Origin of the sequence: Streptomyces mayonensis, assembly GCF_018982965.1 — a bacterium.
Classification (GTDB): domain Bacteria; phylum Actinomycetota; class Actinomycetes; order Streptomycetales; family Streptomycetaceae; genus Streptomyces; species Streptomyces mayonensis.
In genome coordinates this window covers 1-25,318 of the sequence record NZ_JACBYP010000077.1, presented here as the reverse complement: position 1 = coordinate 25,318, position 25,318 = coordinate 1, and the positions used below count along the sequence as shown (strand labels likewise).

Annotated in this window: 24 protein-coding genes; 12 read left to right on the top strand and 12 right to left on the bottom strand. The window is 73.3% G+C overall.

The annotated features are described in order from the left end of the window. Nucleotides 1-260 precede the first annotated feature (260 nt). The 3 genes from HZS56_RS25345 to HZS56_RS25335 all read left to right on the top strand — a co-directional run bounded on the left by HZS56_RS25345 (nt 261) and on the right by HZS56_RS25335 (nt 3,263). Entirely contained in the window at nt 261-632 is a 372-nt protein-coding gene (locus HZS56_RS25345) for an ArsR/SmtB family transcription factor (RefSeq protein ID WP_216723106.1), read from the top strand. A gap of 16 nt (nt 633-648) precedes the next feature. Next, nucleotides 649-948, top strand: a complete 300-nt coding sequence (locus tag HZS56_RS25340) for a hypothetical protein (RefSeq protein ID WP_216723125.1) — start codon at nt 649-651, stop codon at nt 946-948. Between the two features lie 209 nt (nt 949-1,157). Next, complete coding sequence (locus tag HZS56_RS25335) at nt 1,158-3,263, top strand: MMPL family transporter (RefSeq protein WP_216723105.1); 2,106 nt, start codon at nt 1,158-1,160, stop codon at nt 3,261-3,263. A gap of 59 nt (nt 3,264-3,322) precedes the next feature. Here the strand turns inward: HZS56_RS25335 and HZS56_RS25330 are convergent, their stop codons facing one another. Together HZS56_RS25330 and HZS56_RS25325 are read right to left on the bottom strand one after the other, a co-directional pair. After that, entirely contained in the window at nt 3,323-3,748 is a 426-nt protein-coding gene (locus tag HZS56_RS25330; RefSeq protein ID WP_216723104.1) for a PPOX class F420-dependent oxidoreductase, read from the bottom strand. Between the two features lie 178 nt (nt 3,749-3,926). After that, on the bottom strand, nt 3,927-4,817 hold the full coding sequence (locus HZS56_RS25325) for an NAD(P)-dependent oxidoreductase (RefSeq protein ID WP_216723103.1): 891 nt from the start codon (nt 4,815-4,817) through the stop codon (nt 3,927-3,929). Between the two features lie 149 nt (nt 4,818-4,966). Here HZS56_RS25325 and HZS56_RS25320 point away from each other — a divergent pair, with 149 nt between their 5' ends. Continuing rightward, entirely contained in the window at nt 4,967-5,440 is a 474-nt protein-coding gene (locus HZS56_RS25320; RefSeq protein WP_216723102.1) for a type II toxin-antitoxin system PemK/MazF family toxin, read from the top strand. A gap of 146 nt (nt 5,441-5,586) precedes the next feature. On the opposite strand, the gene HZS56_RS25315 is transcribed toward HZS56_RS25320, so the two are convergent. Then, entirely contained in the window at nt 5,587-6,402 is an 816-nt protein-coding gene (locus HZS56_RS25315) for a TIGR02452 family protein (RefSeq protein ID WP_216723101.1), read from the bottom strand. Nucleotides 6,403-6,692: 290 nt separating this feature from the next. Here HZS56_RS25315 and egtA point away from each other — a divergent pair, with 290 nt between their 5' ends. The 4 genes from egtA to egtD are packed head-to-tail and all read left to right on the top strand — an operon-like array spanning nt 6,693 to nt 11,186. Beyond that, nucleotides 6,693-7,994 (top strand): ergothioneine biosynthesis glutamate--cysteine ligase EgtA, encoded by a 1,302-nt coding sequence (gene egtA, locus HZS56_RS25310; protein WP_216723100.1) that lies wholly within the window; start codon nt 6,693-6,695, stop codon nt 7,992-7,994. Continuing rightward, entirely contained in the window at nt 7,991-9,424 is a 1,434-nt protein-coding gene (gene egtB / locus HZS56_RS25305) for an ergothioneine biosynthesis protein EgtB (protein WP_253914839.1), read from the top strand. Before egtA ends, egtB begins: the two co-directional genes overlap by 4 nt. Further along, entirely contained in the window at nt 9,424-10,227 is an 804-nt protein-coding gene (gene egtC, locus HZS56_RS25300; protein ID WP_216723099.1) for an ergothioneine biosynthesis protein EgtC, read from the top strand. The genes egtB and egtC overlap by 1 nt, the downstream gene beginning before the upstream one ends. Beyond that, the gene (gene egtD, locus HZS56_RS25295; protein ID WP_216723098.1) at nt 10,224-11,186 is read left to right on the top strand and encodes an L-histidine N(alpha)-methyltransferase; all 963 of its coding nucleotides are present in this window, start codon (nt 10,224-10,226) and stop codon (nt 11,184-11,186) included. The genes egtC and egtD overlap by 4 nt, the downstream gene beginning before the upstream one ends. Nucleotides 11,187-11,225: 39 nt before the next feature. Here egtD and HZS56_RS25290 read toward each other — a convergent pair whose 3' ends face one another. Then, entirely contained in the window at nt 11,226-12,494 is a 1,269-nt protein-coding gene (locus tag HZS56_RS25290; protein WP_216723097.1) for an extracellular solute-binding protein, read from the bottom strand. A gap of 238 nt (nt 12,495-12,732) precedes the next feature. Between HZS56_RS25290 and HZS56_RS25285 the strand changes: the two genes are divergently transcribed. Beyond that, nucleotides 12,733-12,948: a dodecin gene (locus HZS56_RS25285; protein WP_216723096.1), complete on the top strand. Its 216-nt coding sequence runs from the start codon at nt 12,733-12,735 to the stop codon at nt 12,946-12,948. A 105-nt stretch (nt 12,949-13,053) separates the two neighbouring features. On the opposite strand, the gene HZS56_RS25280 is transcribed toward HZS56_RS25285, so the two are convergent. Next, nucleotides 13,054-13,545: a phosphatase domain-containing protein gene (locus HZS56_RS25280; RefSeq protein ID WP_216723095.1), complete on the bottom strand. Its 492-nt coding sequence runs from the start codon at nt 13,543-13,545 to the stop codon at nt 13,054-13,056. 58 nt (nt 13,546-13,603) lie between these two features. Here HZS56_RS25280 and HZS56_RS25275 point away from each other — a divergent pair, with 58 nt between their 5' ends. Together HZS56_RS25275 and HZS56_RS25270 are read left to right on the top strand one after the other, a co-directional pair. Beyond that, complete coding sequence (locus HZS56_RS25275) at nt 13,604-14,623, top strand: LLM class flavin-dependent oxidoreductase (protein ID WP_216723094.1); 1,020 nt, start codon at nt 13,604-13,606, stop codon at nt 14,621-14,623. Between the two features lie 136 nt (nt 14,624-14,759). After that, nucleotides 14,760-17,105: an ATP-binding cassette domain-containing protein gene (locus HZS56_RS25270; protein ID WP_216723093.1), complete on the top strand. Its 2,346-nt coding sequence runs from the start codon at nt 14,760-14,762 to the stop codon at nt 17,103-17,105. 45 nt (nt 17,106-17,150) lie between these two features. On the opposite strand, the gene HZS56_RS25265 is transcribed toward HZS56_RS25270, so the two are convergent. The 6 genes from HZS56_RS25265 to HZS56_RS25240 form a co-directional block, all read right to left on the bottom strand. After that, nucleotides 17,151-18,035 (bottom strand): DUF2382 domain-containing protein, encoded by an 885-nt coding sequence (locus HZS56_RS25265; RefSeq protein ID WP_216723092.1) that lies wholly within the window; start codon nt 18,033-18,035, stop codon nt 17,151-17,153. Between the two features lie 72 nt (nt 18,036-18,107). Then, nucleotides 18,108-18,983, bottom strand: coding sequence for a lysophospholipid acyltransferase family protein (locus HZS56_RS25260; RefSeq protein ID WP_216723091.1), 876 nt, complete (start codon nt 18,981-18,983; stop codon nt 18,108-18,110). Next, complete coding sequence (locus tag HZS56_RS25255; protein WP_216723090.1) at nt 18,983-19,753, bottom strand: GNAT family N-acetyltransferase; 771 nt, start codon at nt 19,751-19,753, stop codon at nt 18,983-18,985. The genes HZS56_RS25260 and HZS56_RS25255 overlap by 1 nt, the downstream gene beginning before the upstream one ends. Before the next feature lie 191 nt (nt 19,754-19,944). Then, nucleotides 19,945-20,694, bottom strand: a complete 750-nt coding sequence (locus HZS56_RS25250; RefSeq protein WP_216723089.1) for a succinate dehydrogenase/fumarate reductase iron-sulfur subunit — start codon at nt 20,692-20,694, stop codon at nt 19,945-19,947. Then, nucleotides 20,691-22,640 carry a fumarate reductase/succinate dehydrogenase flavoprotein subunit gene (locus tag HZS56_RS25245; RefSeq protein WP_216723088.1) on the bottom strand — a complete coding sequence of 650 codons (1,950 nt, stop codon included), beginning with the start codon at nt 22,638-22,640 and terminating at the stop codon, nt 20,691-20,693. Before HZS56_RS25245 ends, HZS56_RS25250 begins: the two co-directional genes overlap by 4 nt. 1 nt (nt 22,641) lies before the next feature. After that, a complete protein-coding gene (locus tag HZS56_RS25240; RefSeq protein ID WP_216723123.1) occupies nt 22,642-23,313 on the bottom strand; it encodes a succinate dehydrogenase in 672 nt (223 codons plus the stop codon). Between the two features lie 130 nt (nt 23,314-23,443). On the opposite strand from HZS56_RS25240, the gene HZS56_RS25235 reads away from it, so the two are divergent. Continuing rightward, the gene (locus HZS56_RS25235; protein ID WP_216723087.1) at nt 23,444-24,328 is read left to right on the top strand and encodes a LysR family transcriptional regulator; all 885 of its coding nucleotides are present in this window, start codon (nt 23,444-23,446) and stop codon (nt 24,326-24,328) included. A 13-nt stretch (nt 24,329-24,341) separates the two neighbouring features. Here HZS56_RS25235 and HZS56_RS25230 read toward each other — a convergent pair whose 3' ends face one another. Beyond that, nucleotides 24,342-25,241, bottom strand: coding sequence for an NAD(P)H-binding protein (locus tag HZS56_RS25230; RefSeq protein WP_216723086.1), 900 nt, complete (start codon nt 25,239-25,241; stop codon nt 24,342-24,344). Between the last annotated feature and the right edge of the window lie 77 nt (nt 25,242-25,318).

Below are 25,318 nucleotides of genomic sequence, written 5' to 3'. Positions count from 1 at the left end.
CACGGGCATCTCCGCGGCGCCTCCATGCCTCACCCGGACGGTGACCGGCACGCGATGCCGCACGACAGATGCTATGCCGTGCCCCGCTCCGGCGCCCACCCCGAGCGCCCCCTGGTCCGTCCCCCATCCGTCCCTTATCCCGCCCCTGATCGGTCCCTGATCGGTCCCTGATTCTTCCCCCGAGATGTGTCAGAAATCTTTGACAGGTGCCGCCGGCCCCTGTCAGCGTGAACTGACAGGTACGACGGGAAGGAGCAGCGATGCCCGAGGTCCCTCCTGAGGCACCGACCGGCGACGAGCTGCTCAGGGTGCTCTCCGCGCTCGGCAATCCGCACCGCATGCGGATCGTCGCGGCGCTCCTGGAGAGCCGGAACTACGTCAGCGCGCTGGCCCGGCTGATCGGCATGGGCCGTCCACTGCTGCACATGCACCTGCAGCGACTGGAGGCCGCGGGGCTGGTCGTCGGCACCCTCGAGGTCGGAGAGGACGGCAAGTCGATGAAGTACTACGACGTCACCCCGTTCTGCTACGAGCTCACCCCGCGGATCGTCGCGCAGGCGGCCGCGACGCTCACCGAGACCACCGAACCCGACCGGGCCACCGGCCGGGCCGCGAAAGAGGAAGCGAAGTGAAGGGGAAGAGGACGTGGTGACTTACGCCGCAGGAGCCGAGGAGCTGGGTGTTCTGGTCGGCGCCGTGGGCGCGGCCGGGTTCTTCGGTCTGCTGATCGTGATCGTCTGGCAGGTCGCCGCCACCTGGCGGGCCCGGATGCTGGCGGCGCGCGAGGAGCAGTACAAGGAGCTTGCCACGCGGTACGCACAACTCCTTGAGGACACCGTGGAGTTGCAGCGCCGGACGACGGAGGAGCAGCGGCAGACCCTGGACGAGCTGACCCAGACCCGGCTGGCGGTCGGTTCGATGGAGAAGATGATGCGCGAGATCGAGTAGGCGCGGCCGCAGACGTACGGCCGGGAGCGGCAACTCCCGGCCGTACCACGGCGGAACACACCGGACATCGGCCGATGTCCCCATCCGAGACACACATCCGTCCCCACACCGCGGCAGGTCACGACACCTTCGGCGCCGCGGTGCGGGTCCCGTGCGCCCCGCGCCGGTCGCCGACCGGCGGGTGCGTTTCCCCAAGAAGGAGATTACTCATGCGTGCGCTGTTGCGGCGTGTGACCCGTGCGCCCGGCGGGCGACGCGGCAAGTGGTACGTCCTGGCGGTCTGGCTGGTGGTGGCCGTCGCCCTCGGCCCGCTGGCCGGCCGCCTGGCGGACGTCGAGGACACCGGCGCCAACGCCTTCCTGCCGCGCGGCGCGGAGTCCGCGCAGGTCAACACCGAGCTGGAGAGGTTCCGTACGGACACGGTCACGCCCGCCGTCGTCGTGTACACCGGCACGGGGGCCGACGCGCAGGCGCGGGCCGACCGTCCGCTGCTCGCCCGGTACGCAGCCGCGGGCGAGAAGGTTTCGGCCCCGCTTCCGTCCGACGACGGCCGGGCGCTGATGACCGTCGTACCGTTGGACGGCGAGGACGACATCACCGGGAGGATCGACGAACTGCGGGAGTCGTTGGACGCGGGAGCGGCGCCCGGTGTCGACGTGGTCGTGGGCGGACCCGCCGGCTCCCTCACCGACCAGGTCGCCGTCTTCGACACCCTGGACAGCACACTGATGCTCGCCACGGGGCTGGTCGTGGCGGTGCTGCTGCTCATCACGTACCGCAGCCCGGTCCTGTGGCTGCTGCCGCTGCTCTCGGTCGGCTTCGCGGCCGTCCTCACCCAGGTCGGCACCTACGCGCTGGCCCGGTGGGCCGGGCTGCCGGTGGACCCGCAGAGTTCGGGTGTGCTGATGGTGCTGGTCTTCGGTGTCGGTACCGACTACGCGCTGCTGCTCATCGCCCGCTACCGCGAGGAGTTGCACCGCCACGCCGACCGCCACGAGGCGATGCGGATCGCGCTGGCGCGTTCGGGGCCCGCGGTGCTGGCCTCGGCGGGCACCGTCGCGGCGGGCCTGGCCTGCCTGGGCCTCGCCGACATCAACTCCTCGCGTTCCCTCGGGCTGGTGGGCGCCGTGGGCGTGGTCTGCGCCTTCCTCGCGATGGTCACGGTCCTGCCGGCCCTCCTCGTACTCGTCGGCCGCTGGGTGTTCTGGCCCTTCGTCCCCAGGGAGGGAACACCCGCCCGTGCGCCGCGCACCGTGTGGTCGCGCATCGGGTCCGCGGTGGCGCGGCGCCCCCGCTGGTCCTGGCTGATGTCGGTGGCCGTGACCGGTGTTCTCGCGCTGAGCACGGCCGGCGCCTCCATGGGTCTGACCCGGGCGGAGATGTTCCAGGACAAGCCGGACTCCGTCCTCGCCCAGGAGCGGATCTCGGCCCACTACCCGTCCGGTGCCTCCGACCCGGCGAAGATCGTCACCGCCACCGACCGTTCCGACGCCGTGCGGCGGGCGGCGGCGGACGTGGCGGGCGTGGCCCGTGTGGAGGCCGGTGGCGACCGCACCCCGGACGGTGCGCGCACCCTGCTCTCCGTCGTCCTGGAGGACACCCCGGACAGCGAGCGCGCCAAGGACACGGTCGATGGACTGCGGGACGCCGTGCACGAGGTGGCCGGCGCGGACGCCCTCGTCGGCGGCACCACCGCACAGACCCTGGACACGCAGCGGGCCGCGCGCAGCGACCTCACCACGGTCGTCCCGGTCGTGCTCCTGGTCGTCCTGGCCGTTCTGGTGTGGCTGTTGCGCGCCCTGGTCGCGCCCCTGCTCCTGCTGGCCACCGTGGTGCTGTCGTACCTCGGGGCGCTGGGCGCCTCCCACCTGCTCTTCGAGCACGTGCTGGGCTTCGCGGGCGTCGACTGGTCGATCCCGCTGATGGGCTTCGTGTTCCTGGTGGCCCTGGGCATCGACTACAACATCTTCCTCATGCACCGGGTGCGTGAGGAGACCGCGCGGCTCGGGCACACCCGCGGGGTGCTGGAGGGACTGACCAGCACCGGGGGTGTCATCACCTCGGCGGGCGTCGTCCTCGCCGCGACCTTCGCCGTCTTCGCGGTACTGCCGCTGGTGACCATGGCGCAGCTGGGCGTCCTGGTCGGGATCGGCGTCCTCCTGGACACCTTCCTGGTCCGCACGGTGCTGGTGCCCGCCCTCGCCCTGGACCTCGGACACCGGTTCTGGTGGCCGGCCGGACTGTCCCGCCGGCCGCCCCGGGACCCCGCGCCGCACACCGGCCCGGTGTCGCAGGCCCCGCACGAACGGGTCTGAGCGCACGCGCGCGGCGGGCGCGGGCGTGTGCACACCCTTGCCCGCCGCGTGCCTGTGCGTCAGGTGGACGGCTGGTCGCTGTCCTTCATGGAACCCCAGCCGTGCCAGCGCTCCACCTCGATCCAGGCGCTGACCCGGGGACGCTGCCGGTTGGGGTACGGCTTGCCCGTGTACTGCGTGGAGAGGCGGTCGATGCCGGCGAGGTCCTCGTCGTCGCGCATCTCGGCGACGCGGCCGATGAGCGTGACGTGCGTGTACCAGTCGTCGTCCGCGAGGACGGTGAGGGTGACCCGCGGGTCGCGGCGCAGGTGTCCCAGGCGCACCCGGCCCGCGTCGAGGTTGACCAGCACCCGGCCGTCGTCCTCCCACAGGTACCAGGTCGCGGTGGAGACGGGGGCGCCGTCCGAGCGGAGAGTGGCCATGACGCACGGGTTGGCGCGGCGCAGCAGTTCGACGGCCTCTGCGGGCAGCGGCGGCTTGGACATGAGTGCTCCTTCTGTGTTCGCTGTTTTTGCGGGTCTGTTCCGGGTTCTTGCGGGTCTGTTCCGGCTGTCCGGCTGGTCCGGCAGTCCGGCTGGTCCGGCAGTCCGGCTGGTCCGGCAGTCGGGCTGGTCCGGCTGGTCAGGGGGGCCTCGGATCCTGTGGGGTGGGCGCGGGCCCGGGTCAGCCCGACTGCTTCTCCTCGAAACTGGCGAAGTACGCCGCCGCCATGTCCTCGTCCCCGTGCCCCTGGGCGGCGGCCCGCGCCAGGCGTTCCGCACCGGCGGCCGCCACGTCCAGGCGTACGCCGTTGGCCTCGCCCGCCTCGACGATCAGCCGGGCGTCCTTCTCGGCGGTGGTGACGGCGAACTGCGCCGGCGTCAGCGCGCCGTCGCGGATCAGGCCCGCCTTGGCGCGCAGGTACCCCATGTCGAGCGACCCGCCGGAGATGGCGTCGAAGAAGGCGTCCGCCTCCACGCCCAGTGCCTTGGCCAGGGCTAGGGTCTCGCCGGCCGCGTTGGTGACGGCGAGGACCCAGCTGTTGGCGACCAGTTTCAGCCGGGTCGCGCTGCCGGCCGCGCCGTCCTCGCCGGTCCACACCGTGCGGGAGCCGACGGCGTCGAACACGGGCGCCACCGTGTCCCGGACGTCGGCGGGCCCCGCGGCGAGCACGAGCAGACTCCCCGTCTCCGCGGGCTGCCGGGTGCCGAGGACGGGCGCGTCGAGGAAGACGAGACCGTGCTCGTCGGCGAAGGCGGCCAGGTCGGCGACCGCGTCGACGCCCGCGGTGGTGGACTGCGCCCACACGGTGCCGGGGCGCAGGCCGGGCGCTGCGCGGCGCATGACGTCGAGGGCGGCCGGACCGTCGTACAGCATGGTGAGCACGACGTCCGCGTCCCGTACGGCCTCCTCCGGGTCCGCGGCGACCCGTGCGCCGTCGGCGGCCAGCGGCTCGGCCTTGTCCCGGCTGCGGTTCCAGACCCGGACGGCCAGCCCGGCGCGGGCGAGGTTGCGGGCCATCGCGGCACCCATGATGCCGGTGCCCAGGACGCTGACGGTGAGCTGGTCGGTCATGACGTCGCCTTCTGACTCGTGCGGACGGGTGGCCGCGCCCCGGCGGGATCCGGGGGCCCGGTGATCAGCCTGCCATCCGATCGCGGGCGGCGCCGCCCCGGCACGGGTTGCCGTACGCGCCTGCGGGGCCGTCCCGTACGGTACGGCCCGTGAACGCCTTTACCGACGACACCGACAGCACCGACCACACCGGTGACGCCGTCCCCGGCCGTTACGGCCCCACCGCCACCACGGAGGCCGACCCGAAGGACGTGGGCCGGGTGCGTACCGAGTACTCCCCCGCGCACGACGGGGACCCCGACCCCGGCGAGATCGTCTGGACGTGGGTCCCCTACGAGGAGGCGGACGGCAGGGGCAAGGACCGGCCCGTGCTGGTGGTCGCCCGGGAGTCGGGCGGCACCGTGCTGGCCGTACAGCTGTCCAGCAGGCGCCACGACGGGGACCGGGAGTGGGTGCCGATCGGGAACGGCCCGTGGGACCGCTCCGGACGCGACTCGTGGGTCGACGTGGACCGGGTGCTGCGGCTGCACGACGCCGGCATGCGCCGCGAGGCCTGCGCCCTGGACCGGATGCGGTTCAACCTCGTACGGCAGCGGCTGCGCGAGCGGTACGGCTGGACCTGACCGGTTACGGCTGGACCTGACCGGTACGGCTTGATCCGACCGGTACGGCCGGAATCAACCGGCAAGCCCGGGGCCCTGGCCGCGGTGGCCGGCGGCCCGACCGCCCCGGCCGGGGACGGGCCCCGCCCGCCGGCCGCCGGGCCGCTTCAACCGCTCTCCGGGAAGGCGCGGGCGAACGCCTGCCGGACCGTGCCGCCGGGCGTGCGGTCGAGAATGCCGAAGGCCACCCGCTCGAAGGCGCCGGCGAAGCGTCCGCCGTGCCCGAGCAACGTCCGGAACGCGCCCGCGACGTGTGCCGGGTCGTTGCGGAACACTCCGCAGCCCCAGGCGCCGAGCACCAGCCGGCGGTACCCGTGGGCGGCGGCCGTCTCCAGCACCCGTTCGGCGCGCGCGGTCAGCGCGGCGGGCAGTCCGGCGGCGCGCTGTGGGGCCGTGCGGAGCACAACGCCCGCGTTCGGCGCGGCGGACGTGAGGAAACCGGCCGTGTACGGCTCGTCGAGCAGGTGGCCGCGGTCGTCGCGGAAGACGGGCACACCGGGCGAGTGGATGACGCGGTCCGTGTAGAACGGGTCGCGGTGGGCGCGGTGGTGGTCGTAGAACTCGCGGGCCCGCAGCAGGCAGGTGTAGAGGGCGGAGGCCCGGCAGAGCGCCTCCTCCTGCGCCTGGGCGCCGTTCAGGTAGCCGCCGCCCGGATTGCGGGCGGAGGCGAAGTTGAGCACCGCGACCTCGCCGCCGAGCCTGCGGGCGGCTTCCAGGCTGCTCTCGCCGGTGACCTCGTAGACGGTCCGCGCCACCGTGTACGGGCCCGGCTCCACGGGCCCCGGCCCGTACATCCGCGTGCCCTCGCGCGCCCGTTCGACCGCGGCGCCGACCGGCACCTCGCGGCCGTCCGGTGTGCGGTAGCGACCCGCCGCCACGATCTGCTCGGTCTGCTGTGCGATGCCCCGCAGGCGCGCGCTCACGGCGACACCCCCGTGGCCGCCGTGACCGCGTGCCGCGCGCTCTCCCCCGTCGTGCTCATACGGGGATCCTGGGCGATGCTGGTGATGCGTCGCAAGGGAGTTTTACCGTCGGCCGACGCCGGGGAAAGCCCCCGGGAACAGCCGGTTCACGGACATTACCGAGCCGGAACGTCCCTCTCTGCGTCCTTGTGCCGAGCGGCACGAGGGTCTTGGGTGGGACGGTGTGCCGGCCCGGATCCACCCCGTACAGGGGCCGGCGACATGGAATGGCATCTCAGGAGGATCCAGACATGTCCGATTCGGTTGGTGGCTGTTTCCGGCCACGCACCGCGGTCAGTGAGGCCGAGGTCGAGGCGCTGGTCCACGGCATCTGCTTCAAGACCGGTCCGCCCAGGCGCCTCGGCGTCGAGGTGGAATGGCTCGTCCACGAGCTGCGCGCGCCGCGGCTCCCCGTGTCACCCGAACGGCTCCGGGCGCTCTACACCGCCCTGCGGGCCGTGCCCCTCACGTCGGCGCTGACCGTCGAACCCGGTGGTCAGCTGGAGCTGAGTTCGCTCCCCGCCGCCTCCCTCATGGAGTGCGTCCGTACCGTCCGTGCCGATCTCGACGCCGTCCGCGCGGTGCTGCGCGAGGACGGGCTCGCTCTGGTCGGCCTCGGCCACGACCCCTGGCAGGAGCCGCGCCGTTTCCTGCGGCAGCCGCGCTACGACGCCATGGAGGCCTGTCTCGACCGTACCGGCCCCGGCGGCCGTTTCATGATGTGCACCTCCGCGTCCGTGCAGGTGTGCGTGGACGCCGGGCACGAGGAGCCCGGCCCGCTCGGTCATGTGCGCCGCTGGTGGCTGGCCCACCAGCTGGGCGCGGTCCTGTTGGCCGCGTTCGCCAACTCCCCGCTGGCGGGCGGCCGGCCCACCGGCTGGCGGTCCACCCGGCAGCTGCGGTGGGCGCAGATCGGCCCCGGCCGGGCGGGCGGCCCTCCGCTCGACTCCGACCCGCGCGGCGCCTGGACGCGGCACGTCCTGGACGCCGAGGTGATGTGCGTGCGCCGGGACGGCGGGCCCTGGGACGTGCCCGAGGGTCTGACCCTGCGGGAGTGGACCCGGGAGCCGGCGCCGAGGCCGCCGACCCGGGAGGACCTCGACTACCACCTCACCACGCTCTTCCCGCCCGTGCGGCCGCGCGGGCACCTGGAGCTGCGCATGATCGACGCGCAGCCCGGGGACGACGGCTGGATCGTGCCGCTGGCGGTGACGGCGGCCCTGTTCGACGACCCGGAGGCCGCCGAGACGGCCTACCGGGCCGTGAAGCCGCTCGCCGAGCGCACCCTGGGCCGGCCGGCTCCGCACAATCCGCTGTACGAGGCCGCGGCCCGGGAGGCCCTCACCGACCCCGAGCTGAGGGAGGCGGCCGTCACCTGCTTCACGGCGGCGCTCGCCGCGCTGCCCCGGCTCGGTGCGACGGCCGAGGTGACGGACTCCGTCGCCGGGTACGTGGAGCGTTACGTCCTGCGGGGCCGCTGCCCCGCCGACGATCTGCTGGACACGCCGGGCGGCACCGGCCGTGGCCCGCACGGGAGGGAGACCGACTCATGACCGACCGCACCGACCACAGCGCCCGTACCGACCGCACCGGGAAACCCGACCGGACGGAAGGCACCGAAGGCACCGACCGCACCGCCGCGGCCGCGCCCGCCACCGCCGGGACCGCTCCCGCCGCCTCCGACGCCACCGCCCTGCGCGAGCGCGCGCTGGCCACGCTGCTCACCGCGCGGGAACGCACGACGCTGCTGACCAGTTGCGTGGAGGGCCCCGACCTCACCGCGCAGGTGTCGCCGCTGATGTCTCCACTGGTGTGGGACCTGGCGCACATCGGCAACCAGGAGGAGCAGTGGCTCCTGCGCGCGGTCGCCGGGCACGAGGCGATACGCCCGGAGATCGACACCCTGTACGACGCCTTCGAGCACCCCCGCTCGGAGCGGCCGAGCCTGCCCCTGCTGGCGCCCGACGAGGCCCGGCGGTACGCGGCGGACGTGCGCAGACGGGCCCTGGACGTGCTGGAGTCCACCGCGTTCGACGGCAGCCGCCTCACGGAGGCGGGCTTCGCCTTCGGCATGATCGCCCAGCACGAGCAGCAGCACGACGAGACCATGCTGATCACCCACCAGCTCCGCCGTGGCCCGCAGGCCCTGACCGCGCCCGACCCCGACCCCGTCCCCCTGTTCACCGGACCGGCCGAAGTACTGGTGCCGGGCGGGCCGTTCACCATGGGCACCTCGGCCGAGCCGTGGGCCCTGGACAACGAACGCCCCGCGCACCGGCGCGAGGTGGCGCCGTACTTCATCGACACCGTCCCGGTGACCAACGGCGCCTACCTGGCCTTCGTCGACGACGGCGGCTACGACGACCCGCGCTGGTGGACGCCGGACGGCTGGGACCACATCCGCCGGCACTCCGTCACCGCCCCGCTGTTCTGGCGCCGGGACGGCGGACAGTGGCTGCGGCGCCGCTTCGGTGTCACGGAAGCGGTGCCGGCCGACGAGCCGGTGCTGCACGTGTGCTGGTACGAGGCCGACGCGTACGCCCGCTGGGCAGGGCGCCGGCTGCCCACCGAGGCCGAGTGGGAGAAGGCCGCCCGGTACGACCCGGTCACCGGCGGCGCCAGGCGCTACCCGTGGGGCGACGCCGATCCGGGCCCGGAACACGCCAACCTCGGCCAGCGGCACCTGCGTCCGGCCCCCGCGGGCAGCTACCCGGCCGGTGAGTCACCGCTCGGCGTACGGCAGTTGATCGGCGACGTCTGGGAGTGGACGTCGAGCGACTTCGCCCCGTACCCGGGCTTCAGGGCGTTCCCGTACCGGGAGTACTCGGAAGTGTTCTTCGGTCCCGACCACAAGGTGCTGCGCGGCGGTTCCTTCGCCGTCGACGCGGTGGCCTGCCGCGGCACGTTCCGCAACTGGGACTACCCGGTCCGCCGGCAGATCTTCTCCGGCTTCCGCACCGCCCGGTCGGCGGAGTCCGCCTGATGTGCCGTCACCTCGCCTACGTGGGCCCCGCCGAGCCGCTCGGCGGGCTCCTCGTGGCCCCGCCGCACGCCCTGTACCGCCAGTCCTGGGCCCCCCGGTACCAGCGGTACGGCACGGTCAACGCCGACGGGTTCGGCGTCGGCTGGTACGCCGAGGGCGACCCCGTCCCGGCCCGCTACCGCAGGGCCGGGCCCATCTGGGCCGACCAGTCCTTCGCCGACCTGGCCCGGGTGGTGCGCACCGGCGCCCTGCTCGCGGCCGTACGGGACGCGACGCTCGCGGGCGCCGACGCCGAGGCCGCGGCGGCCCCGTTCGCCGCCGGGCCCTGGCTGTTCAGCCACAACGGCGCCGTCGGGGGCTGGCCCGGGTCGCTGGCGCCGGTGGCCGCGACACTGTCGCCCGGACAGCTGCTGGCGCTGGAGGCCCGCAACGACTCCGCTCTCGTGTGGGCGCTGGTGCTGGCCCGGCTGCGCGCCGGGGACGACGAGGGCCGGGCGCTCGCCGAGACGGTGCTGGAGGTCGCGGCCACGGCCCCCGGCTCCCGGCTCAACCTCCTGCTCGGCAACGGCACCACGGTCACCGCCACCACCTGGGGCGACACCCTGTGGTACCTGACCCGTCCCGGTGACCGCGGAACGGTCGTCGCCTCCGAACCCTACGACGACGACCCCGCCTGGCAGCAGGTCCCCGACCGCACCCTCCTCACCGCCACCCGCACCGACGTGCTGCTCACCCCGCTCAAGGACCCGGGCGATCCCGCCCCGGCAGACGCCTCCGCCACCGAGAAGGAGCCCCGTACGTGAGCCGGTTCCGACTGACCCGCACGCTGCCCGAGGACGCCACGGACGCCGCACTGCGCGCCGACGTCCTGGCGGGGCTGACGAGCACGCCCAAGTGGCTGCCGCCGAAGTGGTTCTACGACGCTCGGGGCAGCGAGCTCTTCGAGGAGATCACCGCGCTGGCCGAGTACTACCCGACCCGGGCCGAGCGGGAGATCCTTCTCGGCCGGGCCGGTGACATCGCCGCCGCGACCGGCGCGCAGACCTTGGTGGAACTGGGCTCCGGCTCGTCGGAGAAGACCCGGGTCCTGCTCGACGCGCTGACCGGGCTGCGGGCCTACGTGCCGGTCGACGTGAGCGAGAGCGCCCTCACCGGGGCCGGGCAGGCGCTCGTGGCCGAGCGGCCCGGTCTCCGGGTGCACGCCCTGATCGCCGACTTCACCGGTGGGCTGACGCTGCCCGACACGCCGGGCCCCCGCCTGGTGGCGTTCCTCGGCGGCACGATCGGCAACCTGCTTCCGGAGGAGCGCGCCGCGTTCCTGTCCGGCGTGCGGGCCCTGCTCGCCCCGGGCGACGCCCTGCTGCTCGGCACGGACCTGGTCAAGGACGAGGAGGTGCTGGTCCGGGCGTACGACGACGCGGCCGGGGTGACCGCAGAGTTCAACAAGAACGTGCTGTCGGTGGTCAACCGGGAGCTGGCGGCCGACTTCGCGCCGGCGGCGTTCGAGCACGTGGCGCTGTGGAACGCCGAACGGGAGTGGATCGAGATGCGGCTGCGTGCGCGCACCGCCCAGACGGTCAAGGTCCAGGCGCTGGACCTGGCCGTGGACTTCGCGGACGGGGAGGAGTTGCGTACCGAGGTGTCCGCGAAGTTCCGGCGGGAGGGTGTGCGGGCCGAACTGGCCGCGGCCGGGCTGGAGCTGGCGCACTGGTGGACGGACGGTGCGGACCGGTTCGCCCTGTCGCTGAGCGTACTGCGCTGAGCCTTCCCCGAGCCGGAGTGCGCCGCTCCCCTCTGCGGTTCAGCGGGTGTTGACGTCGAGGAGGTCGGTGACGCGGTCGGAGGCCCGGCGGGCCTCCGACTTCGCGTCCGCGCCGGTGAGCACCTTCGTCATGTACTCCTTGATCGGGTTGTCCGCCTCGACGGCGGCCCAGCGGGGCGTGCCGGGGGTCGCCCGGCCCTGTGCCGCGCCCGCGGCCATGGCGGCGGCCCCCTCCTCTCCCGCGACGGCCTTGGCGAGGGACGTCTTGTTGGGGACGTAGTTCATGGTGCGGGCGAGGTCGGTGTTCCACTTCTCCCCGGCGAGCGCGTCGACCACCGCCAGGGCGCCGTCCCGTTCGCCCGCGTTCTTCGGGACGACCAGGTCGGAGCCGCCGGTGAAGACGGCGCCGGGCTTGCCGGCCTTCTTGCCGGGCACCGGGAAGAAACCCACTTTGCCCTTGAGTCCGGGGTTCTCGCGGACGATGGACTGAGCGAGACCGGGCACCGCGACGATCTGCGCGACCCCGCCCTTGGCGAAGACACCGGCCTGCGGCGGGTGTTCCTCGTCGGCGTCGGCCGGTCCGTCGCCCAGCGCCTGCAGTTCCTGGTAGAAGTCCATGCCGCGCAGGGCCGCCTCGGAGTGGAGCGCGCCGGTCCAGCTGCCGCCCTCCCCGTCCTGGGTGGCCAGCTCTCCGCCTTCGTCCCAGATGAAGCCGGCCAGTGTGTACCAGTCCTGGCCGGCCAGGTAGATGCCCTGGCTGCCGCCCGCGTCGAGCTTCTCGGTCGCGCTCAGCCACTCCTCGCGGGTGCGCGGCGGCTCGGCTGCGCCGGCCTGTTCGAAGAGGTCCTTGCGGTAGATGACGACGCGGTTGGCGGCGTACCAGGGGATGCCGAACTGCTGGGACAGGTACTGACCGGGCTCGGCGAGGCCGGGCAGCCAGTCGCGGATGCCCCAGTCCCGCATCGACTCCAGGGTCAGGTCCTGCAGTTGGCCGCCCTCCGCGTACTGCGGGACCTGGGTGTTGCCGACCTCGATGACGTCGGGACCGTCCGTGCCGTCCCCCTTCAGCGCGTCCTGCACCTTCTCGCCGATGCCGGTCCACTCCTGGATGCGGATGTCGAGGGCGAGGCCGGGGTGTTCGCGCTCGAAGCCCTCGGTGAAGCGGCGCAGGAAGTCCTGGGAGGCGCTGTCCTTCATCAGCCACACGGTCACGGTGCTCCGCTCGCCCCCGCCGTCCTGCGGGATCAGGCCGCAGCCTCCGGCCAGGGAGGCGGACACACAGACAAGGGCGAGGAGGCGACGTCTCACGAAGGGGTCCTTCTGTCTCACGGACGGACAGGGGCGGAGCGGACAGGGATGGATGTCCTGCGCACGCGGAAAGGAGACCCGACATGGGGGGACGAGCCCATAGCTCGAACGGGTGTCTGAGATTTTGGTATGTACCAATAGGAAGGTCAAGGGGTGACGAAGGGTTGCCTCGCGGTCCGCAGCGACGTGCGGCACGGTGGAGTGACGCAGGGCACACCACCGTGGAAGGAGCACCCGCATGTCGAACCACACCTACCGGGTCACCGAGATCGTCGGCACCTCGCCCGACGGCGTCGACCAGGCGGTCCGCAACGGCATCACCCGCGCCACGCAGACCTTGCGCAACCTGGACTGGTTCGAGGTGACCCAGGTGCGCGGCCAGATCGAGGACGGTGAGGTCGCCCACTGGCAGGTCGGCCTGAAGGTCGGCTTCCGCCTGGACGGACAGGACTGACGGGCCGGACCTGCGGCCGGAGGACCGACGCGCAGAGGACCGACGCACAGAGGACCGACGACCCGGACCGACGACCCGGACCGACGTGCCGGACTCACCGGACGTTCAGGTGCGCCCCTCGCGCTCCTGCGCCACGCGCAGCTCGGCCGACCGGTCCGCCCAGCGGGCCCGCACGACACGGAAGCCGGCCCGTTCGGCGTCGTCGCAGACCAGCTCGTCGTCGTCGACGAGGACCCGCACCTCACGGGTCCGGGACAGCCGCCGCAGGATCTCCAGCTTGGTGCGCCGGGCGGGCCGCCGGTCGGCGTTGCCCCTCATGTGCAGCGGCCCGTCCGGAAGACCGTGCGCGGCGAGCCAGTCCAGCGTGTCGCGGCGGCAGCGCTCGGGCCGCCCGGTCAGATAGACGATCTCGCACTCCGCGGCGCTCGCGCGCACCAGCTCGACCCCCGGAGCGAGCGGCGGATCGTGCGGCGCGGCCGCGAAGAAGGCGTCCCAGTCACGGGGCCGCCGCTCCAGGAACCGCTGCCGGTGCGCCGTGTCGGCGAGGGTGTTGTCCAGGTCGAACACGGCCACCGGGGTCCGGGTGCTGTCACTCACCCGGCCACCCTAGGACGCGGCCCGGGAATCTGGGCGGCGTACGAGCGTTGAACCGGGTGTGACCTCAGCGACCACCACCACCCGCTTCTCCGTTCTCGACCGCTCGCGCATCCGGGCGGGCCGCACCGCCGGTGAGGCGTTGCGCGACACCGTGGAGCTGGCGCGGGAGGCGGAGCGGCTGGGCTACCACCGGTTCTGGGTGGCGGAGCACCACGGTGTGCCCGGAGTGGCGGGCTCGGCGCCGACCGTGCTGGCGGCGGCCGTGGCCGGTGCCACCACCCGCATCCGCGTGGGCACCGGCGGTGTGATGCTGCCGAACCACCGGCCGCTGGTCGTCGCCGAGCAGTTCGGCGTGCTGGAGTCGCTCTTCCCCGGCCGGATCGACATGGGCCTCGGCCGCTCGGTGGGCTTCACCGACGGCGTGCGCCGGGCACTGGGCCGGGACAAGGACGACGCCGACGACTTCGACGCCCAGCTCGCGGAGCTGCTCGGCTGGTTCCGCGGCACCTCTCCCACGGGCGTGCACGCGCGCCCCTCGGAGGGGCTGACCGTCCCGCCGTTCGTGCTGGCCATGGGCGAGGGCGCGGCGGTCGCCGCCCGCGCGGGGCTGCCGGTGGTCGTCGGGGACCTGCGCGACCGCGACCGCATGCGGCGTGCCGTCGACCGCTACCGCGAGGGGTTCCGCCCCTCCGAGTGGGGTACGGAGCCGTACGTCGTCGTGTCCGGCACGGTCGCGGTGGCCGCCACGCCCGACGCCGCCCGGCGGCTGCTGGTGCCGGAGGCCTGGTCGATGGCGGAGGCCCGCACGCGCGGCGCCTTCCCTCCCCTGCCCCCGGCCGAGGAGGTCGAGGCCCGGACGATGACCGTCAGGGAGCGCGGCCTGTACGAGTCCGGCCTCGCCGGGCACGTCGCCGGGACCGAGGAGCAGGTCGCCGACGCGCTGGAGTCCCTCGTGCGCGACACGGGCGCGCAGGAGGTCCTCGTCACCACCAGCACCTACGACCGCGCGGCGCTGCTCGACTCGTACCGGCGGCTCGCGCGCGTCGTCGGCGCGGGGACGTCCACCGTACGGGCGTAGAATCACGGGGTTTGTCCCGCCGTCCCCCTGCCCTCCGCGCCCTCGGTGCCTTCGACGCCTTACGCACCCCACACCCTCCACACCCCACGTCCCCACGGTCGCAGCGGCGGCCGGAATCCGTACGGAGCCCTTCTCGATGCACAGCCCCCACGACCCGTACGTCCGGGTGCGCGACGCCCGTGAGCACAATCTGCGGGGTGTGGACGTGGACGTCCCCCGGGACGTGCTCGCCGTGTTCACGGGGGTGTCCGGCTCGGGCAAGTCCTCGCTGGCCTTCGGGACCGTCTACGCGGAGGCCCAGCGGCGCTACTTCGAGTCGGTCGCGCCGTACGCGCGCCGGCTCATCCACCAGGTCGGCGCCCCGAAAGTGGGCGGGATCACCGGCCTGCCGCCCGCCGTGTCGCTCCAGCAGCGCCGCGCGGCGCCGACGTCCCGCTCCTCGGTGGGCACGGTCACCAGTCTCTCCAACTCCCTGCGGATGCTCTTCTCCCGGGCCGGTGACTACCCGCCGGGCGCGGAGCGGCTCGACTCCGACGCCTTCTCACCGAACACGGCGGCCGGGGCGTGCCCCGAGTGCCACGGGCTGGGCCGCGTGCACCGGACGACCGAGGAACTGCTGGTCCCGGACCCCTCCCTGTCGATCAGGGACGGCGCGATCGCCGCGTGGCCGGGCGCCTGGCAGGGCAAGAACCTGCGGGACGTCCTGGACGCGCTGGGGTACGACGTGGACCGGCCCTGGCGCGCGCTGCCCGCCGGGCAGCGGGAGTGGATCCTGTTCACGGACGAGCAGCCGGTGGTCACGGTCCACCCGGTGCGGGAGGCGGGCCGGATCCAGCGGCCGTACCGGGGCACGTACACGAGCGCCCGGCGGTACGTGCTGAAGACGTTCTCCGACTCGAAGAGTCCGGCCCTGCGGGCGAGGGCGGAGGGCTTCCTGACCAGTGCCCCGTGCCCGCTGTGCGGCGGCGGGCGGCTGCGCCGGGAGGCCCTCGCGGTGACCGTCGGCGGCCGCACCATCGCCGAGCTGGCCGCGCTGCCGCTGACCGAACTCGCCGGACTGCTGCCGGCCGGGGACGAGACGGCCGAGGTGCTCACCGGCGACCTCACGGCACGGATCGCGCCGGTCCTGGAGCTGGGGCTCGGCTATCTGAGCCTGGACCGCGCCACGCCCACCCTGTCGGCGGGCGAGCTGCAGCGGCTGCGGCTGGCGACGCAGCTGCGGTCCGGCCTGTTCGGCGTCGTGTACGTCCTGGACGAGCCGTCGGCGGGACTGCATCCGGCGGACACGGAGGCCCTGCTGGCGGTCCTGGAGCGGCTGAAGGCGGCGGGCAACTCGGTGTTCGTGGTGGAGCACCACCTCGGCGTGGTGCGCGCGGCCGACTGGATCGTGGACGTCGGTCCACGGGCGGGCGAGCACGGCGGGCGGGTGCTCTACAGCGGTCCCGTCGACGGGCTGGCCGGCGTCGCGGAGTCCGCCACCGCCCGTCACCTCTTCGACCGCTCCCCCGCCCCGGTCCGCGAGGTGCGCCCGCCGAAGGGCACCGTCACGGTCGGCCCGGTCGAACGGCACAACCTGCGCGGGGTCACCGCCCGGTTCCCGCTCGGTGTGCTCACGGCCGTCACGGGCGTGTCCGGGTCCGGGAAGTCGACGCTGGTCGACGGGATCACGCGGGAACTGCCGGGCGTGGACCGGCTGGTCCGCGTCGACCAGCGGCCGATCGGCCGCACCCCGCGCTCCAACCTGGCCACGTACACGGGCCTGTTCGACACCGTGCGCAAGGTCTTCGCCGCCACCGGGCAGGCCCGCGAGCGGGGGTACGGCGTGGGCCGGTTCTCGTTCAACGTGCCGGGAGGACGTTGCGAGACCTGCCAGGGCGAGGGTTTCGTCAGCGTCGAGCTGCTGTTCCTGCCGAGTACGTACGCGCCGTGTCCCGACTGCGGCGGGGCGCGCTACAACCCGGCGACGCTCGAAGTGGCGTACCGGGGGCGGAACATCGCCGAGGTGCTGGACCTGACCGTGGAGGGTGCGGCGGAGTTCTTCGCGGACACGCCGGCGGTGGCCCGCAGCCTGGCGGCGCTGCTGGACGTCGGTCTGGGCTATCTGCGGCTCGGGCAGCCCGCCACGGAGCTGTCGGGCGGGGAGGCGCAGCGCATCAAGCTGGCGAGCGAGCTGCAGCGCGGGCGGCGGGGCCACACGCTGTACCTGCTCGACGAGCCGACGACCGGTCTGCACCCGGCCGACGTGGAGGTGCTCGTGGGCCGGCTGCACGAGCTGGTCGACGCCGGTCACACGGTGGTCGTGGTCGAGCACGACATGAGCGTGGTGGCGGGCGCCGACCACGTGATCGATCTCGGGCCGGGCGGCGGCGACGCCGGCGGACGGATCGTCGCTGCGGGATCACCGGCCGAGGTGGCGGAGGCTGCCGGGAGCGCCACCGCACCCCATCTGGCCCGGGCGCTGGGCGCGGGGACACGCCGGTGAACGGGGTTCACCGGCGCGTGGTCCCACGACGACGGAGGGGTTCGGTCACTCGCGGCCCCGCCGCATCTCGTCGTCCTCGGTGAAGGACTCGGTCTCGGCCTCGATCCGTTCCTTGCGGACCTGGCCGCGTACGGTCTCGTTCTCGGTGTGCTCCTCCGTGGTCATCCGGACGCGCTCCACCGGAACCGTCTCCGTCTCCACGACGGGGCGTTCCGCGTACAGCGTGACCTCGTGCTCGGCCTCGCTGATCTCGGGGCCGGCCAGAGCCTCGTCGCGGTTGGCGTCCGTGATGGGCTCGCGCACCACCCGCACTTCCTCGTGGGTCACCGGAACGGTCTGCTGGACGTCCTCGGTGACCACGTACTTGCGCAGCGTGGCCCGGCCGGCCTCGCGCCGTTCGACGCCGATGTGCATCTGCTCCTCGGAGCGGGTCATGGCGTTCTCGTCGGTCATGTCCGCCCGGTCCCGGGCGTCCTGCCGACCGGTCGTGCCGCGGGCCGTACCGGCCTGTTCGGTGCCGGCCAGACCGGCCGCGCCCGCGGCACCCGCCGTGCCCGGACCCGCGGCCCAGCGGCCGTCGTCCGTCCGCTCGGCCTCGGACAGCACGCTGTCGAAGTTGATGCCGTAGTAGTCGTAGAGGCGGTGCTCCTCGCTCTCCGACAGATGGCCGCCCGCGTCGACCTCGACACTGGGCGCGCCCTTGACCTGGTCCTTGCCGTAGGGAACCTCGAGGTGGTCCTGCACCATCGCGGCGTCGCGTACGGGCACGAAGGACTCGCTGGAGCCGATCATTCCCGTCTTGACGCTCACCCACTCGGGGCGCCCGGTCATGTCGTCGAAGAAGACATGCTTCGCGTCGCCGATCTTGTTGCCGTCCCCGTCGTAGACCGGTTGGTCCAGGACGTTGGCGATCTCCTCACGGGTGATCATCTGCCATCACCCTCCTTTCGAGTGCCTGCCTTCCGGTTGTCCGCATCCGACGGCGCGGAAACGGAACAAACTTCACAAAGCACACATACTTTTCGAAGGTGCTTCCCCACAGCGGCCGTGAACACCGGACCGGCCCCGGCCGGGAACACCGTCGTGGACGCCGCTGTGGACCGCCTGCTCGGCCGCCTCGGCGAGGCTTCGGCGGTCGCCGTGCCGGCCGGGCGGCACGGCCGGACACACGTCGACCTCGGCGGTCAGCCCCCGTGCCGACACCACCCGCCACACGGAGGCGAGCAGCGTGTCCGGCCCGACGAAGGCGGGGGTCGTGCTCACCTCCCCCTCTCCGGACCGGTAGCGGATCCGGACCGGCTGGACCGGCGCCCCGGCGTCCAGGGCGGCCTGGAACACCGCCCGGCGGAAGGGCCCCCGGGCACGACCGCACCAGGTGCTGCCCTCGGGGAAGACGGCCACCGCGGCGCCCGCGCGCAGCGCCCGCGCCACCGCGTCGACCGTGGCCGGCAGCGCCCGCAGCCGGTCCCGTTCGATGAACAGCACTCCGGCGCGTGCGGCGGGCGCGCCCGCCACCGGCCAGCGCCGGACCTCGCTCTTGGCCAGCATCCTGGCGGGGCGTACGGCGGCCAGCAGCGGGATGTCGAGCCAGGAGACGTGCGGGGCGACGAGCAGCAGCCCGCCCTCGGACGCGGCGGCCCCCGTGACACGGACCCGGACGCCCGCCGCCCGCACGACCCACCGGCACCAGCGCCTGACCAGGGCCGCGGGCAGCCTGTGCCGCAGGCCGGACGGCACGCACACGACCGCGATCCCGGCGAGGAGGAGCGCGGCGACCGCCGTGAGCCGCAGCACGGCACGCGGTACGGCCGCCGCGCGCCGGGACGCTTCCACGCAGGCCCCCGGCGTGCAGGGCGCCGTCGGCAGCCAGGCGCTCATCACGCCGGGACGAGCGAGAGGAAGTGCCGCAGGTAGCGCGGGTCGACCCGGCTCATCGGCAGCAGCACGTACAGGTCGGCGACGCCGAAGTCCACGTCGTGCGCGGGCTCGCCGCAGACCCAGGCGCCGAGCCGCAGGTAGCCGCGCAGCAGCGCCGGCAGTCCGGTGCGCGCGGCGGGCGCCGCCGGGCGCGGGACCCACGGCAGCAGCGGCCGCACCCGGTACTCCTCGGGCGCCAGGTGCTTGGCCCGCACCCGGTCCCAGGTGGCGGAGGCGAGGGTTCCGCCGTCGGCGAGCGGGAGCGAGCAGCAGCCGGCCAGCCACTCGTGGCCCCCGTCGGTCATGTAGCGGGCGATGCCGGCCCAGATGAGCCCGATGACGGCGCCGTCGCGGTGGTCGGGGTGCACGCAGGAGCGGCCGACCTCGACGAGCCCGGGCCGGATGGCGTCCAGGGGCGTGAGGTCGAACTCGTTCTCGGCGTAGAGCCGCCCGGCGACCGCCGCGCGCTCGGGCGGCAGCAGCCGGTAGGTTCCGACGACCTGGCCGGTCGTCTCCTCGCGCACGAGCAGGTGGTCGCAGTACGCGTCGAAGGGGTCGACGTCGTGCCCGGGGTGCGGGCTCGCCAGCAGCGCGCCCATCTCCCCGGCGAAGACGTCGTGGCGCAGCCGCTGCGCGGCCCGTACGTCCTCCTCGTCGCGGGCGAGGGCGATCGTGTAGCGGCGGGGCGCGGCGGGCTTCTGGGGGCGGTCAGCGGTCAGTACGCCGGTCATGGGTGCTCTCCTGGGCCGGGGACGGGTCCGCCCCAGTTCTTCCGACGCCGGCTGTACTGCACATGACGACTGCCGGGAAAGCGGATGTGCGCTTCCTGAATGCCGGTCGCCTGCACAGCGAAACGGGGCCGGGATGAGCACCTCTCCCGGCCCCGTCCGTCCGCACCTGTCGGCGAACGTCTGGTGGAGCGTCAGCGCTTGGCCGCCCTGCGGGTCGCGCGGAGCCACTCCTTGTTCATGCCGGTGATGGAGACCAGGGGGATGCCCTTGGGGCACGCCGTCGCGCACTCGCCGGCCAGGGTGCAGCCGCCGAAGCCCTCCGCGTCCATCTGCCCGACCATGTCGAGCACCCGGGTCTCCCGCTCGGGCGCGCCCTGCGGCAGGACGTTCAGGTGGTTGACCTTCGCGGAGGTGAAGAGCATCGCCGCGCCGTTCGGGCAGGCGGCGACGCAGGCCCCGCAGCCGATGCACTCCGCGTGCTCGAAGGCGAGGTCGGCGTCGGGCTTCGGCACCGGCGTGGCGTGCGCCTCCGGCGCGGCGCCGGTCGGCGCGGTGATGTAGCCGCCCGCCTCGATGATCCGGTCGAAGGCCGAGCGGTCGACGACCAGGTCCTTCACGACCGGGAAGGCGGAGGCCCGCCACGGCTCGATGTCGATGGTGTCGCCGTCCCGGAAGGACCGCATGTGCAGCTGGCAGGTGGTGGTCCGCTCGGGGCCGTGGGCGTCGCCGTTGATGACCAGCGAGCAGGCGCCGCAGATGCCCTCGCGGCAGTCGTGGTCGAAGGCGACGGGGTCCTCGCCCTTGAGGATGAGTTCCTCGTTGAGGGTGTCGAGCATCTCGAGGAACGACATGTCCTGGGAGATCCCGTCCACCTCGTACGTGGACATGGCGCCTTCGGCGTCGGCGCTCTGCTGCCGCCAGACGCGCAGGGTGAGCTTCATGCGTAGCTCCGCTGGGTGGGGTGGACGTACTCGAAGACCAGGTCTTCCTTGTGCAGGGTGGGGGCGTCGCCGGTGCCGGTGAACTCCCAGGCGGCCGCGTAGCCGAACTCGTCGTCCTTGCGGGCCGCTTCACCGTCCGGGGTCTGGGACTCCTCGCGGAAGTGGCCGCCGCAGGACTCGGCGCGGTGCAGCGCGTCGAGGCACATCAGCTCGGCGAGCTCCAGGTAGTCGACGATGCGGTTGGCCTTCTCCAGGGACTGGTTGAACTCCTCGCCGGTGCCCGGGACCTTGATGCGCCGCCAGAACTCCTCGCGGATCTGCGGGATGCGCTCCAGGGCCTTGCGCAGGCCGGAGTCGGTGCGGGCCATGCCGCAGAACTCCCACATGACTTCGCCCAGTTCGCGGTGGAAGGAGTCCGGAGTGCGGTCGCCGTCGACGGAGAGGAGCAGGTTGAGCCGGTCCTCGGTCTCGGCCAGCACCTCCTGCACCTCGGGGTGGCCGTCGTCGACCTCGTCGCCGAGCGGGTTGCGGGCGAGGTAGTCGTTGATGGTGGCCGGCAGCACGAAGTAGCCGTCGGCCAGGCCCTGCATCAGTGCGGAGGCGCCGAGCCGGTTGGCGCCGTGGTCGGAGAAGTTGGCCTCGCCGATCGCGAACAGGCCGGGGACGGTGGTCTGGAGGTCGTAGTCGACCCACAGTCCGCCCATCGTGTAGTGCACGGCGGGGTAGATCCGCATCGGCACCCGGTACGGGTCCTCGTCGGTGATCCGCTGGTACATGTCGAAGAGGTTGCCGTACTTGGCCTCGACGGCCTCCCGGCCCATGCGCTCGACGGCGTCGGCGAAGTCCAGGTAGACCCCCTGGCCGCCGGGGCCCACTCCCCTGCCCTCGTCGCAGACGTTCTTCGCGGCCCGGGAGGCGATGTCGCGGGGGACGAGGTTGCCGAAGGACGGGTAGATGCGCTCCAGGTAGTAGTCGCGCTCGTCCTCGGGGATCCTGTTCGGCGGCCGGTCGTCGCCCTTGGCCTTCGGCACCCAGATCCGGCCGTCGTTGCGCAGCGACTCGCTCATCAGCGTCAGCTTGGACTGGTGGTCACCGGTGCGCGGGATGCAGGTGGGGTGGATCTGCGTGAAGCAGGGGTTGGCGAAGTACGCGCCGCGCCGGTGCGCCCGCCAGATCGCGGTCGCGTTGGAGTTCATGGCGTTGGTCGAGAGGTAGAAGACGTTGCCGTAGCCGCCGCTCGCCAGGACCACGGCGTCGGCGAAGTACGTGTCGATCCTCCCGGTGATCAGGTCCCGGGCGACGATGCCCCGGGCCCGGCCGTCGACGACGACCAGGTCGAGCATCTCGGTGCGCGGGTGCATCTCGACGTTGCCGGCCGCGACCTGCCGGCTGAGCGCCTGGTAGGCGCCGAGCAGCAGCTGCTGGCCCGTCTGGCCGCGGGCGTAGAAGGTGCGGGAGACCTGGACGCCGCCGAAGGAGCGGGTGTCGAGCAGTCCGCCGTACTCGCGGGCGAAGGGCACGCCCTGCGCCACGCACTGGTCGATGATCTCGACGGAGATCTGCGTGAGCCGGTGCACGTTGGACTCGCGGGAGCGGAAGTCGCCGCCCTTGACGGTGTCGTAGAAGAGGCGGTGGACGGAGTCGCCGTCGTTGCGGTAGTTCTTCGCGGCGTTGATGCCGCCCTGCGCGGCGATGGAGTGGGCGCGGCGCGGGGAGTCCTGGTAGCAGAACTGGACGACGTGGTAGCCCTGTTCGGCCAGCGTCGCGCCGGCGGAGCCGCCCGCGAGGCCGGTGCCGACGACGATGACGGTCTTCCCGCGCCGGTTGGCGGGGTTGACCAGCTTGGCCTCGAAACGGCGCGTGTCCCAGCGCTCGGCCACGGGCCCGGCGGGGGCTTTGGTGTCGGCGACGGGCTCGCCGGTCGTGTAGTCGGCGTAGGTTGTCATGTCAGCTCACCACTCCGGTCATGACGCCCACGGGTACGGCGACGAAGCCGATCGTGAGCAGCAGCGCGAGGATGTTCGCGGTCGTCTTCAGGGCACGGTCGCGGGTACGGCTGCCGGCGCCGAGGGTCTGGGCGGCGCTCCAGAAGCCGTGCCGGATGTGCAGGCCGAGGGCGAGCATCGCGACGAGGTAGATGACGTTGCCGTACCAGGTGGAGAAGGTGTCCACGACGTTCTGGTAGGGCTTGCCGGACTCGAAGCCGCCGGAGTGCACGGTGCCCGTGGTCAGGTCGAGGACGTGCCACACGATGAACAGGCCGAGGATGACCCCGCCCCAGCGCATGGTGCGCGTGGCGTAACTCGCGCGCCTCTTCTTGTGCACGTACTTGCTGGGCCGGGCCCTGATGTCGCGGCGGCTGAGCTGGTACGCGGAGACGGCGTGGGCCACGACGGCGACGACGAGCACGACGCGGATCAGCCAGAGCGTCCACTCGTAGTGCATGAACGGCTCGCCGACCGTGCGCAGCCAGTGGGCGTAGTGGTTGAACTCCTCGGTCCCGAAGAAGATCTTCAGGTTCCCGATCATGTGGGCGACCAGGTAGAGCAGCATGACGAGACCGCTGACCGCCATCACTGTCTTCTTGCCGACGGTCGAGTCCCACACGGTGCGCGCCATGGACGTCCGTCGGTCCGTCCGCGTTGCCAGAGCCATGTCACGGACGGTACGGGGCGTGAGGGCAATCGGTCCAAGACATGGTCCACCTCGTTTCCATAGGATGCGCCTATCGTTCGCCTATGCTCGCCTCATGCAGTTGCAGCAGCTCCAGTACTTCGTGGCCGTCGCCGAGACCCGGCACTTCACCCGGGCCGCCGAGGTGGTCCACGTGGCGCAGCCGTCGCTGTCGCAGCAGGTCAAGGCGCTGGAGCGGGAGCTGGGCGCTGACCTGTTCCTGCGGGCGCGCGGCAACATCACGCTCACCGACGCCGGGGAGGCGCTGCTGCCGCTGGCCCGGCGCATCCTCGCCGACGCCGACACCGCCCGGCACGAGGTCCTCGAGCTGGTGCAGCTGCGGCGCGGCCGGGTCCGGCTGGGCGCCACCCCGAGCCTGTGCACCGGCCTGCTGCCCGACGTGCTGCGCGCCTTCCACGACCGCTACCCCGGCATCCGGTTGCTGATCGAGGAGGGCGGCTCGCACGACCTGGTGCGGGAGCTGGCGCGCGGCGCGCTCGACCTCGCCCTGGTGGTGCTGCCGCTGCCCACCGCGTCGCCCGCGCTGACCACGGTGGAGCTGCTGCGGGAGGACCTGGTGGTGGTGTCGTCCCCGGAGTCGCCCCGGCCGGGCGGCGGACGCCGGGCCGTGCGCGTCGCGGACCTGGAGGGCGAGCGCCTGGTGATGTTCCGGCACGGCTACGACCTGCGGGAGCTGACGGTGGCCGCGTGCCGCTCGGCCGGGTTCGAGCCGGACTTCGCCGTCGAGGGCGGGGAGATGGACGCGGTGCTGGGCTTCGTACGGGCGGGCCTGGGCATGGCGGTCGTCCCCCGGATGGTGGCGGCCCGCTCCGGCCGCGGACTGCGGGTGACCCCCTTGGCCCGCCCCGGCCTGCACCGCACCATCGCCCTGGCCCACCGCAGCGACGTGGCCCCGCCGCGCGCCGCGCGGGAGCTGCAGCGGATGCTGCTGGAGCGGTGACGGGGCCCGCGGGTCAGGAGAGCGCGGCCGGCCGCAGGACCTCCTCGCACCAGCGGCGGAAGCCGGTGGGCGCGGTGTCGGGGGTGCCGGGCTCGGTCTCGCCGTAGAAGCCCTGGGTACTCATCGCCGAGGCCATGTCGGCGTAGCTCCGGGCGACGTCCTCGCTCGCACCGAAGCCGAGGAGGGAGACCCGGTACTCCTCGGGTGTGGACTCCCGCACGCGCACCGGCCGCTCCAGTACGCCGGACAGGACCTCCGCCATGCCCTCGGGGGTCAGGTCGTCGGGGGCCACGAACGGGACGTCGGCGCGGCCGGTCCAGGAGGCGTCGAGCAACAGCCGGGCCGCCGTCACGGCGATGTCGGCGGTGGCGCAGGTCCGCAGCACGCGGTCCGCGGGGTAGGCCATGCGAAGCTCCCCCGTGGAGCGCAGGGCCTTCGCCTGGCCGAGCAGGTTCTCCATCAGGAAGGGCGGACACAGCGCCCGGTAGTGCACGCCGGTGGCGGCGATCCGGTCGTCCATGGCGAGCGAGGCGGAGACCTGGCCGGCGTTCTCGGCGACGCCGCGGCCCAGGGTGGAGACGGCGACGACGCGTGCGACGCCCTGCCGCGCGACGGCCTCGCACAGCGGCAGCGAGAAGGCGCGGAAGTGGGCGTCCACACTTTCGGCGCGGGGATCCGGCGGGACCAGCCAGAACACCTGGTCGGCACCCTCGCAGGCGGCTCCGAGGACGTCGGCGTCGGCGTGCGAGCCCTGGAGGACCTCCGCCCGCTCGCGGGCCCGGGCGGTGAGGCGGCCGGGGTCCCGGGCGATCACGCGGACCGCGGTCCCGCCCCCGCGGGCGTCGAGGGAGTCCAGGACGTTGTCGAGGACCTGTCGGCCGATGCCGCCGGTCGGGGTGGTGATGACGATCACGAGTACAACTCCGGTTCGCAGAGGGAGAAGAGGGAGGGAGAAGAGGGAGAGGGAAGGGGGCGGACGAGGGAGGGAAG

Coding starts and splice junctions, on each gene's coding strand:
- HZS56_RS25345 (WP_216723106.1), top strand. CDS start 261: ATGCCCGAGGTCCCTCCTGAGGCACCGACCGGCGACGAGCTGCTCAGG.
- HZS56_RS25335 (WP_216723105.1), top strand. CDS start 1,158: ATGCGTGCGCTGTTGCGGCGTGTGACCCGTGCGCCCGGCGGGCGACGC.
- HZS56_RS25330 (WP_216723104.1), bottom strand. CDS start 3,748: ATGTCCAAGCCGCCGCTGCCCGCAGAGGCCGTCGAACTGCTGCGCCGC.
- HZS56_RS25325 (WP_216723103.1), bottom strand. CDS start 4,817: ATGACCGACCAGCTCACCGTCAGCGTCCTGGGCACCGGCATCATGGGT.
- egtA (WP_216723100.1), top strand. CDS start 6,693: ATGTCCGATTCGGTTGGTGGCTGTTTCCGGCCACGCACCGCGGTCAGT.
- egtB (WP_253914839.1), top strand. CDS start 7,991: ATGACCGACCGCACCGACCACAGCGCCCGTACCGACCGCACCGGGAAA.
- egtC (WP_216723099.1), top strand. CDS start 9,424: ATGTGCCGTCACCTCGCCTACGTGGGCCCCGCCGAGCCGCTCGGCGGG.
- HZS56_RS25285 (WP_216723096.1), top strand. CDS start 12,733: ATGTCGAACCACACCTACCGGGTCACCGAGATCGTCGGCACCTCGCCC.
- HZS56_RS25270 (WP_216723093.1), top strand. CDS start 14,760: ATGCACAGCCCCCACGACCCGTACGTCCGGGTGCGCGACGCCCGTGAG.
- HZS56_RS25265 (WP_216723092.1), bottom strand. CDS start 18,035: ATGATCACCCGTGAGGAGATCGCCAACGTCCTGGACCAACCGGTCTAC.
- HZS56_RS25260 (WP_216723091.1), bottom strand. CDS start 18,983: ATGAGCGCCTGGCTGCCGACGGCGCCCTGCACGCCGGGGGCCTGCGTG.
- HZS56_RS25255 (WP_216723090.1), bottom strand. CDS start 19,753: ATGACCGGCGTACTGACCGCTGACCGCCCCCAGAAGCCCGCCGCGCCC.
- HZS56_RS25250 (WP_216723089.1), bottom strand. CDS start 20,694: ATGAAGCTCACCCTGCGCGTCTGGCGGCAGCAGAGCGCCGACGCCGAA.
- HZS56_RS25245 (WP_216723088.1), bottom strand. CDS start 22,640: ATGACAACCTACGCCGACTACACGACCGGCGAGCCCGTCGCCGACACC.
- HZS56_RS25240 (WP_216723123.1), bottom strand. CDS start 23,313: ATGGCGCGCACCGTGTGGGACTCGACCGTCGGCAAGAAGACAGTGATG.
- HZS56_RS25235 (WP_216723087.1), top strand. CDS start 23,444: ATGCAGTTGCAGCAGCTCCAGTACTTCGTGGCCGTCGCCGAGACCCGG.